The sequence below is a fragment of the Kitasatospora sp. NPDC030952 genome (genome assembly GCF_055571335.1).
In genome coordinates this window covers 113199-128939 of sequence record NZ_JBVIFM010000021.1, presented here as the reverse complement: position 1 = coordinate 128939, position 15741 = coordinate 113199, and the positions used below count along the sequence as shown (strand labels likewise).

Here is a 15741-nt window from a genome sequence, read left to right as displayed (position 1 = left end):
GACCACCGCCCTCCTCCCCATCCGGCGAGGAGGGCCCCGCCCGTCAGTCGAGCGCCTGGGCCGGAAAGACCCGCAGCCTGCGGACGTCGCCGACCACGATCAGCGGCAGACAGGACAGGAGCCCGATGCCCGCGATCGCCCACAGCGTAGGACGGGTCCCGAGAACGGACCCGAGGAAGCCGCCGGCCAGCGCCCCGACCGGCCGCGCACCCCAGACGGCGAACCGGATCGAGGCGTTCATCCGGCCCTGCATCCCGGTCGGCGTGATCGTCTGCCGCAAACTCACCTGACCGATGTTGTAGACCGTGATGCCGCAGGCCATGATGCCGGTGGCGACGATCAGCGTGGGAACGGCGCGAGCCGGGGCCGCCGTCGCCAGGACGATCACCGCGATCCCCGACATGGACTTGGCCGCGATCAGGACCGGGCCCAGCCCCACCAGCCTGATCACCCGGTTGCTGAGCGCGGCACCCAGCAGCGCACCACAGTTCCCCACGGTCAACGCCAGCCCGAGCCCGCCCGGCGACAATCCCAGCTCGCGCAGCGCGTACGCGGTCAGCACGGCCCCCAGCGCACCGCCCAGCCCGACCAGGTTGCTGACGCCCGTCGCCAGGACCAGGGACCGCAGAGTCCGGTGACGGAAGACGAACCGCAGCCCCTCCGCGATCCGCGCCCCCATCCCGACCCCGGCCCCGCGCTGCGCCACCCGCGCCCGGGGCGTCCGGATGAGCCCGAGCAGCACCGCGGACACCAGATAGCTCACCGAGTTCAGCACGAGGACCAGCGGCGCCACGACCGTCTGCAGCAACAGCCCGCCGATACTGGGGCCCGCCAGCTCCGCCGCCGACCGGGAGAACTCCAGCCGGCTGTTGCCCTCCGGAGTCTGCTCCCGCGCCACGACGGTCGGCAGGAACGCCTGGTCGGCGATGTCGAAGAACACCGTGAACAGCCCCACCGCGAACCCGACCCCACCGAGCAGCGGCACGCTCAACAGCCCGGCGAGGTACCCGACGGGCAGCAGGGCGATGGCCACGGCCCGCCCGACGTCCGCCACGACCATCACGCGCCTGCGGTCCCACCGGTCGAGCAACGCACCCGCCGGCAGACCGACCAACAGGAACGGCAGCGTCTCCAACGCCGAGATGACGCCGAGCTGACCGGTCGACACCGACAGGGTCGTCAGCGCGAACACCGGGATGACGAAGAACGTCACCTGGGTCCCGAACTCACTGACGGTGTGCGCCGACCACAGCACCCGGAAGTTCCGCTGCCGCCACACGCCGACCGGCCCGGCGGCCGGGGCCGCCAGGCCGGGATCGGAGCAGACGCTCGCCAACTCCACCCTCCCTCGCTCCGCTTTCCCGAAGCTCGGACAGTAACAACGGCACGACGGGAGAGGGCGTCGCCGACCCGGAGCGGGCGGCCGGGTACGGCCGTACGGGCGAAGGCCGCCGCCAGGCCTAGCGGGGCGACGGACGGGCGGGGCGCCGGCCCGGCCGGCTCACAGGTACAACGGGTGCGGCCGCCCGGAGCCCGCGACATTGTGGCGCTCGCCGTGACTGGCCCGGGCGAAGGCGGAGACCAGCCGCCCGTCCACCGCACCGAGCGCCACGTCGTGCCGGGGCGCCGGGCCCGCCACCACACCACGCAGATGAGGACTGGTCACGTACTCCTGCACCAGCCACCCCTCGGCCGCCGCCAGCTCCACGGCCGCCTCCCAGGCAGGCCCGTCGGCCACCTCCCTGCCGATCACCACCCCGTGGCCGCGCGTGTCCAACGGCCGCTTCAGGACGTACCGCTCACGGTCGCGGACCACGGCGCGCAGCGTCGCGCCGTCACAGCGCGCGAGGTTGCGCGACCACGGGATCGCCGGCCGCACCCGACGGTAGTCCGCCGCGTCGAAGAGGTGGGCGAAACGCGGGTCCGACAGCACGGCCAGACACAGCTTGTTGTCGCCGATCAAACGCCCGCGCAACCCGTTCTGCACGAACAACCCGCCCTCGCGCACGGCCTCCAGGTACGGCGCCGCATCATCGCCCATCCGCAGCAGATCCTGGATGCCGACCTTCGCGAACCCGTGCCGCACCCGCTCCCCACGCACGGTGACACCATGACGCCCGTCGACCGAGACCTCGCGCGGATCCGCGTGCAGAACACGCACCCCCAAGGCCGTCAGAGCGGTGTCGTAGTCACGCGTATCGGCCCGGTACTTGCCGTCCGGGCAGAACAGCGCGACGACCTCCGGACGACTACCGGTGTGCTGCTCCGCCAGGCGCAGCAGCCAACTCCCCGGCCAGAGCGCGTCATCGGCCGGCAGCGGAGCCGGAAGACCGATGCCGTGCCCGGCCAGCAGCGGCCGCCAGGCCGAACGACCCCGCCCCGCCCCCGGCAGCCCCCCAGGACAGTTGGCATTGGTCTCCAACACCCGCAACGTGCCGTCGGGTTGCGGCAGCAGATCGATCCGCAGCAGATGCACCCGGGTGTCGCGGGCACCGGCCACCAGCTCACCCAGCACCCGGGGGAGCGTCAACACCTCACGCAGCCCGCGATCATGCTCCCAGGCGGCCACGACCGTCTCGATCACCCGGTGGTACGAGGCGACGAACGCGTCCAACTCGCCCCGCAGGTGCGGGCGCACCCGCAACGGCAACCCCTGCGCCTGCGGCTGCGCCCGGACGATCTCGAAGACCTGGGACTCGGCCACCTCCCGTCCCTCGGCCCTGCGCGCGATCGCGGCGACCGCCCGGGTGAAGTCCTCGTCCAGCCCGGCCCACGTGTACCCGGGCCCGTCGGCCACCTCCTCCTCGGAAGGGGGAGCGACGGGGTGGGACGGCATGACGGTGGTCGTGCTGGTCGCCCTGGCAGCGGAAGCCCGCTCGCTGCCGGGGCCACCGGGGCCGGGAACCGGGTGCATGGTCGAAGTCCTTCCGGAACGGGAGGCGTGCGGCAGCCCTGGAACGCCCTCGGCGGACCCGCACGTGATCCTGGAGTATCCAGCCACCCGCCGACGACTCGACGCACGCAACGCACGGTTCGCCGGAACGGGTGAGCCGGCCGAACACACGCGGCAATCGCACCCGCCCGCCCGCCCCCGCCCCGACTGCCCCCGCCCCGAAGGCAGAAGTACGCAGCTGCCGTGAACGACCCGCGCGACGCCCGGATCCGGGGCATGGAGATCGTCACCGACGACCCCGACCTCCTGCGGCCCGCTCCTCGATCGTTCTTCTCGTCCTGCCCTACCGCCGACGCGGCACGAGTCCGGCCTCGAAGGCGGTGATCGCCAGGTGGACGCGGTCCCGAGCTTCGAGTTTGGCGAACAGACGCGCGACATGGGTCTTCGCCGTCGCCGCGCTGATCACCAGCCGCTCGGCGATCTCGGCGTTCGACAGTCCCTGTCCGACCAGTGCCAGCACCTCGCGCTCCCGGTCGGTGATCCCCGCGATGAGACGTGGGTCCGCGGCGGGCTCGGGGTCCGGTTCGGGGGCCGCGGGGCCGGACGTTCCGGCGAAGTCCGCGATCAGCCGTCGGGTCACGCTCGGCGCGATCAACGCGTCGCCGGCCGCCACCACGCGGATCGCGTCCAGGATCGCGTCCAGGGCCATGCTCTTGAGCAGGAATCCGCTGGCCCCGGCGCGCAGTGCGCCGTAGACGTACTCGTCGTCGTCGAAGGTCGTCAGCACCAGCACCTTGGGCGGGTCCGGCTCGGCGGTCGCCTGCCGGGTCGCCTCGATCCCGTCCATGCCCGGCATCCGGATGTCCATCACCACGACGTCGGGCCGCAGCTCGCGCACCAGGCGCACCGCCTCGCGGCCGTCGCCGGCCTGGCCGACCACTTCCAGGTCGTCGGTGTCGCCGATCAGGATCGCGAACCCGACCAGCATCAGCGGCTGGTCGTCGACCAGCAGCACCCGCACGCTCATGCCGGGAGCCTCGCAGCCACCCGGAATCCGCCCTCCGGACGCCGGCCCGCGCTGAACTGGCCGGACAGCAGCGTCACCCGCTCGCGCATGCCGAGCAGGCCGAAGCCGCTCCCGCCGGCCGCTGCCGAGGGCCTCGGACGGCCGGGCCCGCCGGGACCGTCGTCCCCGTCGTCGACCACCTCGATCGTCACTCCGGTCGGCTCGTAGCCGACCGCGACCCGGCAGGTCCGCGCACCGGAATGCCGCACCACGTTCGTCACCGACTCCTGGACGATCCGGAACGCCGACAGCTCGATCTCCGGCGGCAGCGGACGCTGCTCGCCCCGCCAGGTCAGGTGGACCCGCACCCCGGCGTCGGCCGTGCGTTCGGCGAGCTGCGGGACGTCGGCCAGGCTGCCGGCCGGCGCCAGCGGAGCGGCCTGCGGCATGGCGTCGTCGGGCTCGGCGCTGCGTAGTGCTCCGAGCATGCGCTGCAGCCCGAGCAGCGTCTCCCGGCTGGTGGTCTCGATGCCGGTCAGCGCCTGCCGCGTCTGCTCGGGCCTGGTCTCCACGACCCGCGCCGCCGCTCCCGACAGCACCGTGATGATCCCGATGCTGTGCGCGACGCTGTCGTGCAGTTCGCGGGCGATCCGCAGCCGCTCGGCCATGACGGCGCGGGCCTCGGTCTGCTCGTGCAGGGCTCCGAGGTACTCGCGGCGTTTGCGGTACACCCCGCCGAAGACCCACGCGACCGCGAACAGGAACGCCAGCTGACCGGCCCACGGGGCCGCGTCGCCGACGGATACCCCGGGGGAGACGAGGGTGCGCTCGACGAACGCGGTCGCGACGGCCACGACGGAGCCGAGGGCGGCAGCCACCGGCCGCCGGGCGGCGAGGTACCCGGCCAGGACTGGGAGCAGGAGGAGCACGATCCAGGGCCGCGCGCCGAAGAAGTCGCCGAGGGCTGCTTCGCCCAGGACCGCCCAGAAGACCGCCGCGGGCAGCCGGCGCACCAGCAGGATCGGCAGGGCGAGCACGACGCAGAGGCCGATCATCTGCTCGGGCCCGAGGTCGGGGAAGCGGAACGGGCCGCCGGAGTGCCGGAGCTGACCGAGCGGCATCGTCCAGAAGAGCATCAGCGCGTAGAAGCAGGCGGTGGCCAGCACCGCGGCCTGTGCCGTCAGCCAGGTCACGGGTGCCGATGTCGAGAAACGCCGGAGCAGCTCTTCCATGCGGAGATCGTATGGACCGGCGTCGGCTCCGCGCGTCGCCCCGGGGATGTACGCGGGGTACGCCGCCGGGCCGATGGCCCGGGGGAGAGGTGACATCCGCCGGCCGACGCGAGGGACCACGGTCCGTTCCTAGGTTCATGGGCCATGACGAATGAGCCGATGATCGATCTCCAAGGCGCGACGAAGAAATACGATGACGGCCCGCCCGCGCTGGCCGGGGTGAGCCTGTCCGTGGCGGCCGGTGAGTGCGTGGCGATCCTCGGCCATTCCGGCAGTGGCAAGTCGACGCTGCTGAACCTGGTCGCGGGTCTGGACAAGCCCTCCAGCGGCACCGTGACCGTCAACGGAACCCGGGTCGACCAGCTCGGCGAGGCCGGTTCGGCGAGGCCGGTTCGGCGAAGTACCGGCGGGCTTCCATCGGCATGGTCTTCCAGTTCTTCAACCTGCTCGACGACCTGACGGTGCTGGACAACGTGATGGTTCCGGTGCAGTTGGCCGGGATGGGCAAGGGCGAGGTGAAGCGGCGGGCGACCGAGTTGCTCACCTCGCTGGGTATCGACCGGCACGCCAAGGCCTACCCGCAGCGGCTGTCCGGCGGTCAGCGGCAGCGGGTGGCGGTGGCCAGGGCCCTGACGAACCGACCGGCGTTGCTGCTGGCCGACGAGCCGACCGGCGCGCTGGACTCGCGCTCGGCCGAGGACGTGCGCCGGCTGCTGCTGGATCTGAACGCCGAGGGCCAGACCATCCGACGCTGACCCGGATGGTGAGCGCGGTCGGCAGGAACCTGCCGCCGAGCGTGACCGACGTCTACACCGCCGGGACACTGCTCCCGCTGCTGGCCGGCGGGATCGCGATCGCCCTGCTCGGGGCACTGCCGCCGGCCGGCTGGGTGGCGCGCTCCCGGACCGCCACCGCGCTGCGGACCGAGTAGAACCGGTCGCCCGTGGCACCGATGTTCCTCCGCCTTGACCGGCGGGCGGGGCCCGGGGGCCTTGACACACTTCCGGTCAAGGCCTCGGGCCCCGAGGGGTGGTCCGTCTGCCGCTACGGGCAGCTGCTCCGGCTCGGAGGGCGGGGGCCGGAGCTCACCGCGCCGCGAGGCGGGCCGCGACCTCCTCGGCGGGACGGCCGGCGTGGAGGCCGAGCACGTCGGCGATCAGCGCGTCGAGCGGCGGCCAGGGCAGCTCGCCGTGGTCGTTGTAGAGCACGACCAGGCCGTGCAGTGCCGTCCAGAGCAGCAGCCCGTCCTGCCACTGCCGGGCAGGGGCGGACTGCTCGCCGCCGCGCTGCCGGACGGCGGCGAGGGAGGCGATGACGGAGCCCAGCAGGGCCTGGCCGGCGCCGTGGTCCTGGAGGAGGGCGGGGTCGGAGGGCATCCGGCCACCGAAGAGCGTGCGGTACTCGCCGGGGTGCTCGACCCCCCAGCGCACGTAGGCGGCGCAGCGGCCGGCCAGGTCGTCGAGGGGGTCGGCGGCCGGTGCCGCGGCCTCGTCCATCAGGCGGGCGAGTTCGGCGTAGCGCAGGCGCAGCACGTGCTGGACCAGCGAGCCGAGGTCGGGGAAGTGGCTGTAGATGCTGGCGGGCGCGACCCCGACCTCGCGGGCGACCTGCCGCAGGGTCAGCGTCTCCGGCTGGTCGAGGGTGGCCAGCAGGTGGGCGGCGGCCGCGACCAGCTCGGCCCTGAGCACCTGCCCCTGCCCGCGGGGGTTGCGTCGGCGGCGCGGGGCCTCCTCACCGCCCATTCCCGGATCCTCCCTGTCGGCGACGGAAGATCACTTTACCTTTCGGCGTCGCGCGGCCGTCCCGCTCCAGCGCGGCCGTCCCGCTCCGGCGCGGCGGACCGCGGTCGAGCGCGGCGCAGTGCCGTGGAGTGCCCGGGCCGGCCTTGACAACCCGTAACCAACACCTGTTCACTCAAGTAACCAACACCTGTTCAGTTACGGAGTCGTCATGCGCATCGCAGTCCTCGGCGCGACCGGGCGGGTCGGCCGCCTGGTGGTGGAACAAGCGCTCGACCGGGGCCACCAGGTCGTCGCCCTCGTCCGCAGTCCGCAGCAGTACGACCCGCCCGCCCGGGGCGGGGTCGAGGTCCGGCGGGCGGACGTGACCAGGTCGCAGGAGTTCCCGGAGCTGGGCGACGTGGACGTGCTCGTCTCCGCGCTCGGCATCAGCAAGGGCGACGGCCCGGGCACCCTGCTCGCCGGCGCGCGGCTGCTGGCGGGCCTGCCGGTCCGCACGCTCTGGCTCGGGGCGCTCGGCTCGGGCGCCTCGACCGGCGCCGGCGGCGGGATCTACCAGGGCGTGATGAGGATGTTCGTCGGCAAGGAGCTGGCGGAGAAGGGCGAGGCCGACACGATCGTGCTGGCCGGCGGCGCCACCGTCTTCCACGCGCCCGAACTGTGGGTCGGCGAGCTCAGCGCGGCCCGCCGCAACGTTCCCCTGGCGCAGTACCCCAAGCCGCTGCTGCCGCCGCACGCCTCCCGCGCCACCGTCGCCGCGCTCATGCTGGACGAGGCCGAGCTGCCCACCGCCGGAGCCGGCATCCTCGTCCCGACGGCGGGCGCGTGATGGCGGACTACATCGCGATCGAGGAGGCCATCGCGATCCCGGGCCTCGCCGAACGCCGCCCCCCGTTCCCGGTGCCGGACGGCATGGACCCCGCCTTCGTCGCCGACGTGACCCGGCGGCTGCCCGACGTCACCGAACTGCGGCTGCCCGACATGGACGCCAACGGCATCGCCGTACAGGTCCTGTCGCTGACCGTCCCCGGCATCGAGGCGGACCCGGACCCGGCGCGCGCGGTGGCCAACGCCCGCTACGTCAACGACTCCTTGGCCGCGATCGTCACGGCGCACCCCGACCGGTTCGCCGCCTTCGCCGCCCTCCCGCTGCAGGACCCGGCCGCCGCGGTCGCTGAACTCCGGCGCGCGGTCGGGGAACTCGGCTTCAAGGGCGCCCTGGTCAACGACCACATCCAGGGCAGGTACCTCGACGACCCCGCCTTCGACGCCGTCTGGGCCGCCCTGGTCGAACTCGGCGTCCCGCTCTACCTGCACCCGGGCATGCCACCCGCCGACTCCTGGCACGTGCTGTCCGGGCACCCGGAGATGAACGGCGCGCTGTGGAGCTGGCAGGCGACGACAGGCGGACACGCCATGCGGATCGTGCTCTCCGGGGTCTTCGACCGCCACCCGCAGGCCCGGATGATCCTCGGCCACGCGGGGGAGTTCCTGCCGTTCCAGCTCTCCCGCTTCGACTCCCGCTACGCCACGCTGAGCGTCCCGACGCCGCTGCTGCGCAGCCCGTCGCAGTACTTCGGCAGCAACGTGCTGGCCACCACCAGCGGCGTGCTCTCGCCGGCCGCGGTCGAGGCCCTGGTGCACGTACTCGGCCCGGAGGCGGTGCTCTTCGCCGTCGACTACCCCTACGAGAAGTCCGGGGCCGCGGTCGCCGCCCTGGAACGGACCACCCTCCCACCGGAGGTCAAGCGCCGCATCGGCTCGGCGAACGCCCGCGCCCTGCTGCGCCTCTGACCGCCCGCCGGGGCCGCAGCGCCGCGGCCCCGGCCCCGGCCGACCGTCCGGCCTGGCACCGCAGCTGCGGTTCTTCAGCCCTGGTCAACGTTCCCGTTGGTCTGGCAGCGGGCGGCGGTGAGCAGGACGCGCTTGCCGTCGACCCGGCCGGGGACGCCGGTGGAGCAACGGCTGTCTGCGGCCTTCCGGGTGACAGAACGCATGGACGCCTCCGGACTGATGCGGGGTCGAGGGATCAGTGCCCCCACTCTCGGGCTCCGACGCACCGCCCCTCCGCCCTTCCGGTCCCCAGGGATGTCCCGCCCGTCCCGGGAAACGCGGCGGTGTCCGAGCCGCACCGCTGTCACCCCGACCCGCTGCGCCGGACCCGGCATGACGGCAGCCCTGCCCCCCGCCACGGCGCGGGCCTGGCCCGCGGCCGGACCGAGCGCGACGTCGGCGGCCTGGACGGATGGGCTGAGCGGGTGCCAGATGGGTGCGGACGGGCCCTGTCGGACGAGATCCTCGATCCGGGCAGCGCCCGACTCACCCTCCTGGTGCGCCATCACCCAGACCTTCACCCCCCACGCCCTGCTGCTGTTCCGTCAGACCACCGGCCCGGCGGCAGGGGGCGTAGAGTCGCTCTAGCATTTCAAGTTAGATGAATAGGCGTGGGGGTTGTGGGTGTGTTCGTGACGACCGGGCAGGCCGGGACGGCGCTGGGGTGTTCGATCCCGACGGTGAAGAAGCTGATGGCCACCGGCGTGGTCCCGGGCGTGCGCGACGTCGGCCGGCAGGTGTTCCCGCTGGCCGTGCTCCAGCAGTTGCAGGCCCGACCCGCCGCCGACCTGGCCGCGCTCGGCGCGCCCGAGGTGGCGGTGCTGCGCTCGGACGCCCCGGCCCGCGTGGAGGAGCCGGACCGGGAGTGGATCGGCTTCGGCACCGGCCTGGATGAGGCGCAGCTGCTGGCCTCGCTGTCCGGTTGGTGGCGGTGCGACCCGGCCCGCGTCGCGGCCGGCGCGGTGCTGCCGGTGACGGTGGCCGGGTTCGTGGTCGCGGTGCTGACCGGCCTGGCCGAGTGGGAGTCCGACGGCACGGTCGGCACCGCGGGCCGGTTCCGGTTCCCGAAGGCGCGTTTGGCCGGCTACCTGACCGACCTCACCGCTCCGGCCAACGCCGCCGCCCCGGCCGACCCGGAGGACGTCCGCCTGGCCGGCCTGCTGCTCGGCACCCGCCTGCCGTCCGTGTCCGGCGGCCCGATCGCCTACGTGACCGCCAACCCGACCACCGACACCGCCGACGAGGGGGAGTAAGCCTGATGGACCGCAAGACGTACACCGCCGAGCTCGCCGGTCTGCGCGAGCTGCGCGGCGAGATCACGGCCGCCGAGAAGGCCGTCGCCGCCGCGCAGAAGGAGCTGGACAAGCTCACCGCCCAGCGTGCGCGCCGGGTCGCCGGGCTGGCGGGGTACGAGGGCGCCCAGGCGCCGGCCATCGCGAAGGCCTCGGGCCTGTCGGTCGGCGACGTCGTGCGGATCGCCCCGCTGCTGGACCCGACCCCGGCCGCCGTCCGCGCCGCCAAGGCCGACGACCAGGCCGCCGCGCCCTCGCCCGCCCGGGCGCCGGCACCGGGGGCCACGCCGACCGCCGAGTCCGCCGTCGCCCCGGCGCTGACCCGCCCCGCCGCCGTACTCGAGCAGCCGGCCCCGGCCCCGGTCGAGGACCAGGCCGTCGCCGAGCAGCCCGCCCCAGCCGAGCCTGCTGCCGCTGCGCCGGTCGTCCCGGCTGCCTCGGCTGCCTCGGTCGCTCCGGTCGCCGCCGCGCCGCGCCGCGTGGTCGAGGCCGGGCCGCGTGAGCTGCCCACCCTCCCGGAGGGCCCGGCCGGTGCCCGGTTCGAGGCCGTGACCACCGGCCTGGTCTCCAAGCGCCCCAACTTCACGCAGCAGGCCCGTTCAACGGTGTTCCTGGACGTAACGGCCGGGATGCTCGCGGTCCGCGACCAGGTCGTCCGGGTCGACCTCGGCGCCCGCACCCCGGGCGAGATCCTGGACGCCGTCCTCGCCACCGCCCCGGGCACGGAGCGCGTCTACATCACGGCCGGCGCCCCGTGGCACGACGGCGCCGAGCGGTACTCCACCCTCAAGGACGCGGTCGCCGCGTGGCTGAACACCCCGTCCGAGCGGTGGACCACCGCCGTCGGCTCGGGCCGGGACAAGCTCGCCGGGCACTTCGTCCACCAGCGCCAGCCGGTCGGCCGCTACGCCCCGGCCGCCGCGCCGGACAGCGGGACGACGGAGATCCGGAGCATGGGGGAGTGGTTCGACCCGGGCGGCGCCGACGTCGTCACCTGCCGTCAGGCGTTCACGCTGCTGTGGCAGGCGCTGCGCCGCCACTGGGACGACGCGGTGCTGATGGGCTCGCCGTCGCAGACCGGCCGGGACCTGTGGTCGCGCACCGTCCCCACCACCGGCAAGTGGGCCGGGGGCTACCCGGTGCTATCCGAGGAACTGCGCGGGCTGCTGCACGCGACCGGCGGCCAGGGCCGCACCGAGCTGATCCTGCCGCCCCGGGTGCCGGAGCAACTGCCCGCGCTGGTGGAGTACGACCGGACCTTCGCCTACGCGAAGCACCTGTGGAAGTCCCCGGTGGGCACGCCCCGGCGGATCACCGCGGCCGCGTTCGCCGCGATGACCGAGCAGGAGCAGACCAAGGCCCTGATGTCCTGCTCGCACTGGAACGTGCGCGTGACCGTCCCGCAGGGCTGGGACCACGTCGGCCTGCTGCCCGCCCCCGTCACCGGCGACCGCGCCTGGATCTACCCGTCCGAGCCGGGCGCCACGTTCACCACCTGGGCGGGCGGCGCCGAGGTCCACCTCGCGCTGTCCAACCACCTGATGCCGTGGCGGATCGAGGTCCTCGGCGGTCTGCTCTTCGAGGACGGCAAGCCGCTGGACGAGTGGGGCAAGCGCCTCAAGGCCGCCTGGGCCGACCTGACCAACCTTTCCAAGCTGCACGGCGACGAGCGCCAGCGCACCGCCGCGTACCTCGCCAGCCGTGCCGTTCGGTCGGTGCTGCTGTTCGGCCTCGGCGGCTTCGCGCAGCGCCCGCGCCTGGTCTCCGGCACCACCCCGCTCGGCGAGGCCCTCCCCGCCGGGGTGGAGATCCTCGGCCAGGACGACCAGGTGGTGACCTGGCAGCGGCAGGCCGGCTTCTCCCGCGACCCGTACGCGCACCCGGAGTGGGCCGCCTACGTCTGGTCCGGCGCGCGGGCGGCGCTGCTGGACATGAAGTACCGCCAGGGCAAGGAGGTCACCGGCCACGCCGGTGCCCTCCACGCGAAGCCCGGCACGGTCGTCTACTTCGGCACCGACGGCATCGCCCTGACCGAGCGCCAGCCCTGGCCCTACCGGGGCGAGCCCGGCGACTACCTCCTCAAGGGCCACCTGACCGGCCCGGTGGAGCACCCGACCAGCCAGGAGCAGTACCTCGAGCTGCGCGGCCTGGGCCGCGCCGAACTCGCCGCGAAGGGGACCGACCAGTGAGCCCGGCCGACCCGAACCACCCCAACGAGGCCGCCCGCCTGACCCAGGAGCTGCTGGACCAGGGCTACACCAAGCGGCAGGTCGCCAAGATCCTGAAGCGGGACGCCAGCCTGGTGTCCCAGTTCTTCACCAAGGGCAAGGGCGCGAGCATGGTCGGCGCGCTGCGCCAGCTGGTCCGGGCGGTCCGGGGCGGCGAGCGCGACGAGGCAACCCTGTCCAGGATCGCCGAGGCGAACACCAAGCGGCGCACCACCAAGAGCGGCCAGAAGGCCCGGGTGCGCGGCAAGGACACCGTCGGCGAGGCGGGCGGGTCGATGGCCGGCCGGGCCGGGAAGCAGGCGATCAAGTCCGGGGCCTCCCACCTGGCCCCGGTGGTGCACGAGACCGGCCAGGCCGGTGGCCGCCTGGCGTTCACGGTGCGAATGAAAGCCGACCAGTACGTGTACTCGGCCGGGTCCGAGCAGGACTCCGGCGGGATCCGGCGCGGGTTCCTCCCCCGTGCGGACGGCACCGAGGAGCGCACCTACGGCTCCGCGTCCACCGGCGGGTTCGACGCCGCCGAGTGGTCCCAGCGGGTCGCCGACCACCACGGCGACGTCACCGAGGCGATGCGGGCCTGGCTGGTGGAGACCGATCGCGCCGTCGAGGACGCCGACATCGCCTACCTGGAGGTCCGCGGCTGGATCCCCGAGGAAGGCCGATGAGCCCCGAACACCTGAACCGTCCCACCTGGTTCACCGGCTCCGAGGAGAAGCTCGTCGTCCTGCGCCGCGCCGCCGAGGCGCGTGGTGTCCTCCTCGACCCGGCCACACCGCCCGGTGAGGAAGACGCCCAGGAACTGACCGACGCCCTCGCCGACATCCTCCTCACCGAGGGCGGCTTTGACGGCGACCGGCAGACCACGTCGTTCGGCGACCTGGTTGAGGACCTCATCGACGCTCTCAACCGCTACGCCTACCCCGACTGACCCACGCCCGCGCAACTCCGCCTCTCGTACCACCCGGCACCCGAAGGAGAAGGACCGCCGTGGGCACCACGACCACCACCGCCACCGAGGCCGACGTGTCGGCCGGGACGCGGCCCGTCCCGGCGCAGCCGTGCTCGGCGCTCAACCCGCTGCCGCTGCACTGGTTCCAGAAGGACGCGGTGGCGGCCGCGGTGCGCGAGGTGAAGGACGGCGGCCGCGCCACCGTCGTCGCGGCGACCGGCTCGGGCAAGACCCTCATCGCGGCCGGCTGCGCCCGCCGGCTGGCCGCTCGGGGCCGGGTGCTGGTGCTGGTGCCGACGATCGAGTTGCTGGAGCAGACCGCCGAGGCGTGGTCGCTGCGCGGCGGGCGTCGGGGTCTGGCGGTGGCGGCGTGCTCGCGGGAGGAGGCGCTGGAGAGCGCGGAGGCCGGCGGGCGCGTCCATGCCCGGGTGACCACGCAGCCCGCCCGGATCACCGACCTCGTCAACGGCGCACCCGACGACCAGCCGGTCACCGTGTACGCCACCTACGCCTCGCTGGAGCGCATCGTCGAGGCCCACCGCGACTTCGGCCTCCCGGCCTGGGACCTGGTCGTCATCGACGAGGCCCACCGCACCGCCGGCGCGGAAGGGAAGGCGTGGGCGGCCGTCCACAACGACGCCCAGGTCCCGGCGAAGCGCCGGCTGTACTTCACCGCGACCCCGCGGATCGCGGACGACCGGCGCGCGAAGGACGGCCTGGCCGACCTCGCCGACCTCGCCGACACCGACGGCGAGAGCGCGGAGAAGCTGCCCGCGCTGTGCTCCATGGACGACGAGACGATCTACGGCAAGACCTGCTTCACCTGGACCCTCGGCCAGGGCATCGAACACGGCTACCTCGCCGACTACCGCGTCCTGGTCCCCGTCGTCACCGACGAGGACCTGCGCGAACTCCTCAACCTCCCCGCGGTCGCCGACCTGCGCTCCCAGCGCTCCAACGAGGAACTGCTCCGCCTGGCGCTCCAGATCGCGGTGCTGCGCGCGGTCGCCGACCTCGGCCTGCGCCGCGTCATCACCTTCCACTCCCGGGTGTCGGCGGCGCGGGAGTTCGCGAACACCCTGCTGGAGGCCTCGGAGCTGCTGGAGGACGCGGAGCGCCCGGAGCGGATCCGGGCGAAGGCGGTGGCCGGCACGGACCGGCTCAAGGACCGCCGGGCCGCGTTCGCCGACTTCAAGGCCCACACCGGCGAAGACGGTGAGGAGTGCGGCATCCTCTGCAACAGCCGACTCCTGACGGAAGGAATCGACGTCGCCGCCGTGGATGCCATCTGCTTCGCGGACCCGAAGTCGAGCGTGATCGACATCGTCCAGGCAGTCGGGAGGGCACTGCGCCAGTCCTACCGCGAGGGCAAGGTGTCCTGGGTCATCATCCCGGTCTACCTGCCGACGCCGGCGGTCGGCGACGACACCGCCACCGCGCACCCGGCGGAGGTCCACGATGCCGGCGAGGCCGTGAAGGCCGAGGCCGACGCCGAGATCGAGGCGTCCTCCTTCCGTACGATCTGGCGGGTCCTGCGGGCGCTGGCGGCGCACGACGCCCGGGTGGTCGGCCGGATCACCGAGCTGCGCGCCCACCGTTCCCAGGGCATCGCGCACACCACCGTGGCCACGCCGGCCGAGGGCGAGACCGCCGAGGCCGGGGAGACCAGGGAGACCAGGGAGGGAGAGCAGCAGCCGGCCCCGGTCGAGTCGCCGATCGAGTGGCTGCGGATCGACGCGAAGCACCACGCGGCGCAGATCCTCCAGACCGTCAAGCTCCGCGCGTTCAACCCGCGTGCGGTCGAGTGGCAGCGCATGCACGCGGTCGCGGCGGTCTTCCACCTCCAGCACGGCCACCTCGACCCCACCGACAGGACCCAGCACGCCGAGCTGATCTCCTGGCTCACCCGCCAACGCCACCTCAACGGCCGGCACCTGCTCGACCCCGCCCGCGTCAGCGAGCTGGACGCACTCGGCATGATCTGGTCGAAGAACGCCAACGCCTGGGAACGCGGCTACGCCTACGCCGCCGCGTTCCACCACCAGCACGGCCACCTGGCGATCCCGGCGACCGCGAAGCTCGACGACTACGCCGTGGGGGCGTGGATGCGCCGCCAGCGCAAGGCCGACAACCTCAACCCCGGCCAGGCGGCCAAGCTCGACGCCCTGGACGAGCTGTGGCGCCTGGAGCCGGACTGGAACCGCTCCTACCGCCGCCTGCTCGCCTACCTCGCCGCCGGCGGCACCCTGGACGGCCCCGCCAACCGCACCGGCGGCGAGGCGGACCCGGCCTTCCGCCCCGGCACTTGGCTGCGCAAGCAGGACAAGGCCCGCACCGAGGGGAAGCTGACCGGCCACCAGGCCGTGCTCCTGGACGCGCTCACCCGGCACGCCGAGACCGTCACCGGCTGACCGCCCCGCAAGACCCCGCCGTCCCGGCCCACTCCGGACCGGGACGGCCACCCTTACCGCGTTCCCGACTTCGGAGGCACTGCGCGATGACCGACACCGCCCGCCCCGAGCCCGCCGCCGCCTCCGATCGGTTGGAGTTGGCCCCGTACAGCAGCCGG

Annotated in this window: 14 protein-coding genes and 1 pseudogene; 9 read left to right on the top strand and 6 right to left on the bottom strand. The window is 73.8% G+C overall.

The window, feature by feature from the left end:
- Positions 1-43: 43 nt before the first annotated feature.
- The 4 genes from ACZ47G_RS30320 to ACZ47G_RS30305 form a co-directional block, all read right to left on the bottom strand.
- Positions 44-1342 (bottom strand): MFS transporter, encoded by a 1299-nt coding sequence (locus ACZ47G_RS30320; RefSeq protein ID WP_465748091.1) that lies wholly within the window; start codon positions 1340-1342, stop codon positions 44-46.
- A 159-nt stretch (positions 1343-1501) separates the two neighbouring features.
- A complete protein-coding gene (locus tag ACZ47G_RS30315; protein ID WP_465748089.1) occupies positions 1502-2797 on the bottom strand; it encodes a hypothetical protein in 1296 nt (431 codons plus the stop codon).
- A 439-nt stretch (positions 2798-3236) separates the two neighbouring features.
- The gene (locus tag ACZ47G_RS30310; protein ID WP_465748087.1) at positions 3237-3920 is read right to left on the bottom strand and encodes a response regulator; all 684 of its coding nucleotides are present in this window, start codon (positions 3918-3920) and stop codon (positions 3237-3239) included.
- Positions 3917-5131, bottom strand: coding sequence for a sensor histidine kinase (locus ACZ47G_RS30305; protein ID WP_465748085.1), 1215 nt, complete (start codon positions 5129-5131; stop codon positions 3917-3919). Before ACZ47G_RS30305 ends, ACZ47G_RS30310 begins: the two co-directional genes overlap by 4 nt.
- A gap of 144 nt (positions 5132-5275) precedes the next feature.
- Here ACZ47G_RS30305 and ACZ47G_RS30300 point away from each other — a divergent pair.
- Both ACZ47G_RS30300 and ACZ47G_RS30295 read left to right on the top strand, forming a co-directional pair.
- Positions 5276-5877: pseudogene (locus ACZ47G_RS30300) on the top strand (ABC transporter ATP-binding protein); the annotation flags it as partial.
- A gap of 14 nt (positions 5878-5891) precedes the next feature.
- Positions 5892-6062, top strand: a complete 171-nt coding sequence (locus ACZ47G_RS30295) for a hypothetical protein (RefSeq protein WP_465748083.1) — start codon at positions 5892-5894, stop codon at positions 6060-6062.
- Between the two features lie 154 nt (positions 6063-6216).
- Here ACZ47G_RS30295 and ACZ47G_RS30290 read toward each other — a convergent pair whose 3' ends face one another.
- The gene (locus tag ACZ47G_RS30290) at positions 6217-6873 is read right to left on the bottom strand and encodes a TetR-like C-terminal domain-containing protein (protein WP_465748081.1); all 657 of its coding nucleotides are present in this window, start codon (positions 6871-6873) and stop codon (positions 6217-6219) included.
- Between the two features lie 208 nt (positions 6874-7081).
- Between ACZ47G_RS30290 and ACZ47G_RS30285 the strand changes: the two genes are divergently transcribed.
- The gene (locus tag ACZ47G_RS30285) at positions 7082-7699 is read left to right on the top strand and encodes an NAD(P)-dependent oxidoreductase (protein WP_465748079.1); all 618 of its coding nucleotides are present in this window, start codon (positions 7082-7084) and stop codon (positions 7697-7699) included.
- A complete protein-coding gene (locus tag ACZ47G_RS30280) occupies positions 7699-8664 on the top strand; it encodes an amidohydrolase family protein (protein WP_465748077.1) in 966 nt (321 codons plus the stop codon). The genes ACZ47G_RS30285 and ACZ47G_RS30280 overlap by 1 nt, the downstream gene beginning before the upstream one ends.
- Positions 8665-8738: 74 nt before the next feature.
- Here ACZ47G_RS30280 and ACZ47G_RS30275 read toward each other — a convergent pair whose 3' ends face one another.
- The gene (locus ACZ47G_RS30275; RefSeq protein WP_465748075.1) at positions 8739-8867 is read right to left on the bottom strand and encodes a hypothetical protein; all 129 of its coding nucleotides are present in this window, start codon (positions 8865-8867) and stop codon (positions 8739-8741) included.
- 468 nt (positions 8868-9335) lie between these two features.
- Between ACZ47G_RS30275 and ACZ47G_RS30270 the strand changes: the two genes are divergently transcribed.
- The 5 genes from ACZ47G_RS30270 to ACZ47G_RS30250 are packed head-to-tail and all read left to right on the top strand — an operon-like array spanning position 9336 to position 15583.
- Entirely contained in the window at positions 9336-9956 is a 621-nt protein-coding gene (locus ACZ47G_RS30270) for a DNA-binding protein (protein WP_465748073.1), read from the top strand.
- A 5-nt stretch (positions 9957-9961) separates the two neighbouring features.
- Positions 9962-12184 carry a hypothetical protein gene (locus ACZ47G_RS30265; protein ID WP_465748071.1) on the top strand — a complete coding sequence of 741 codons (2223 nt, stop codon included), beginning with the start codon at positions 9962-9964 and terminating at the stop codon, positions 12182-12184.
- Positions 12181-12888 (top strand): helix-turn-helix domain containing protein, encoded by a 708-nt coding sequence (locus tag ACZ47G_RS30260; RefSeq protein WP_465748069.1) that lies wholly within the window; start codon positions 12181-12183, stop codon positions 12886-12888. The genes ACZ47G_RS30265 and ACZ47G_RS30260 overlap by 4 nt, the downstream gene beginning before the upstream one ends.
- Positions 12885-13151 carry a hypothetical protein gene (locus ACZ47G_RS30255; protein WP_465748067.1) on the top strand — a complete coding sequence of 89 codons (267 nt, stop codon included), beginning with the start codon at positions 12885-12887 and terminating at the stop codon, positions 13149-13151. The genes ACZ47G_RS30260 and ACZ47G_RS30255 overlap by 4 nt, the downstream gene beginning before the upstream one ends.
- 59 nt (positions 13152-13210) lie before the next feature.
- Positions 13211-15583, top strand: a complete 2373-nt coding sequence (locus ACZ47G_RS30250) for a helicase associated domain-containing protein (protein ID WP_465748065.1) — start codon at positions 13211-13213, stop codon at positions 15581-15583.
- Positions 15584-15741 lie beyond the last annotated feature (158 nt).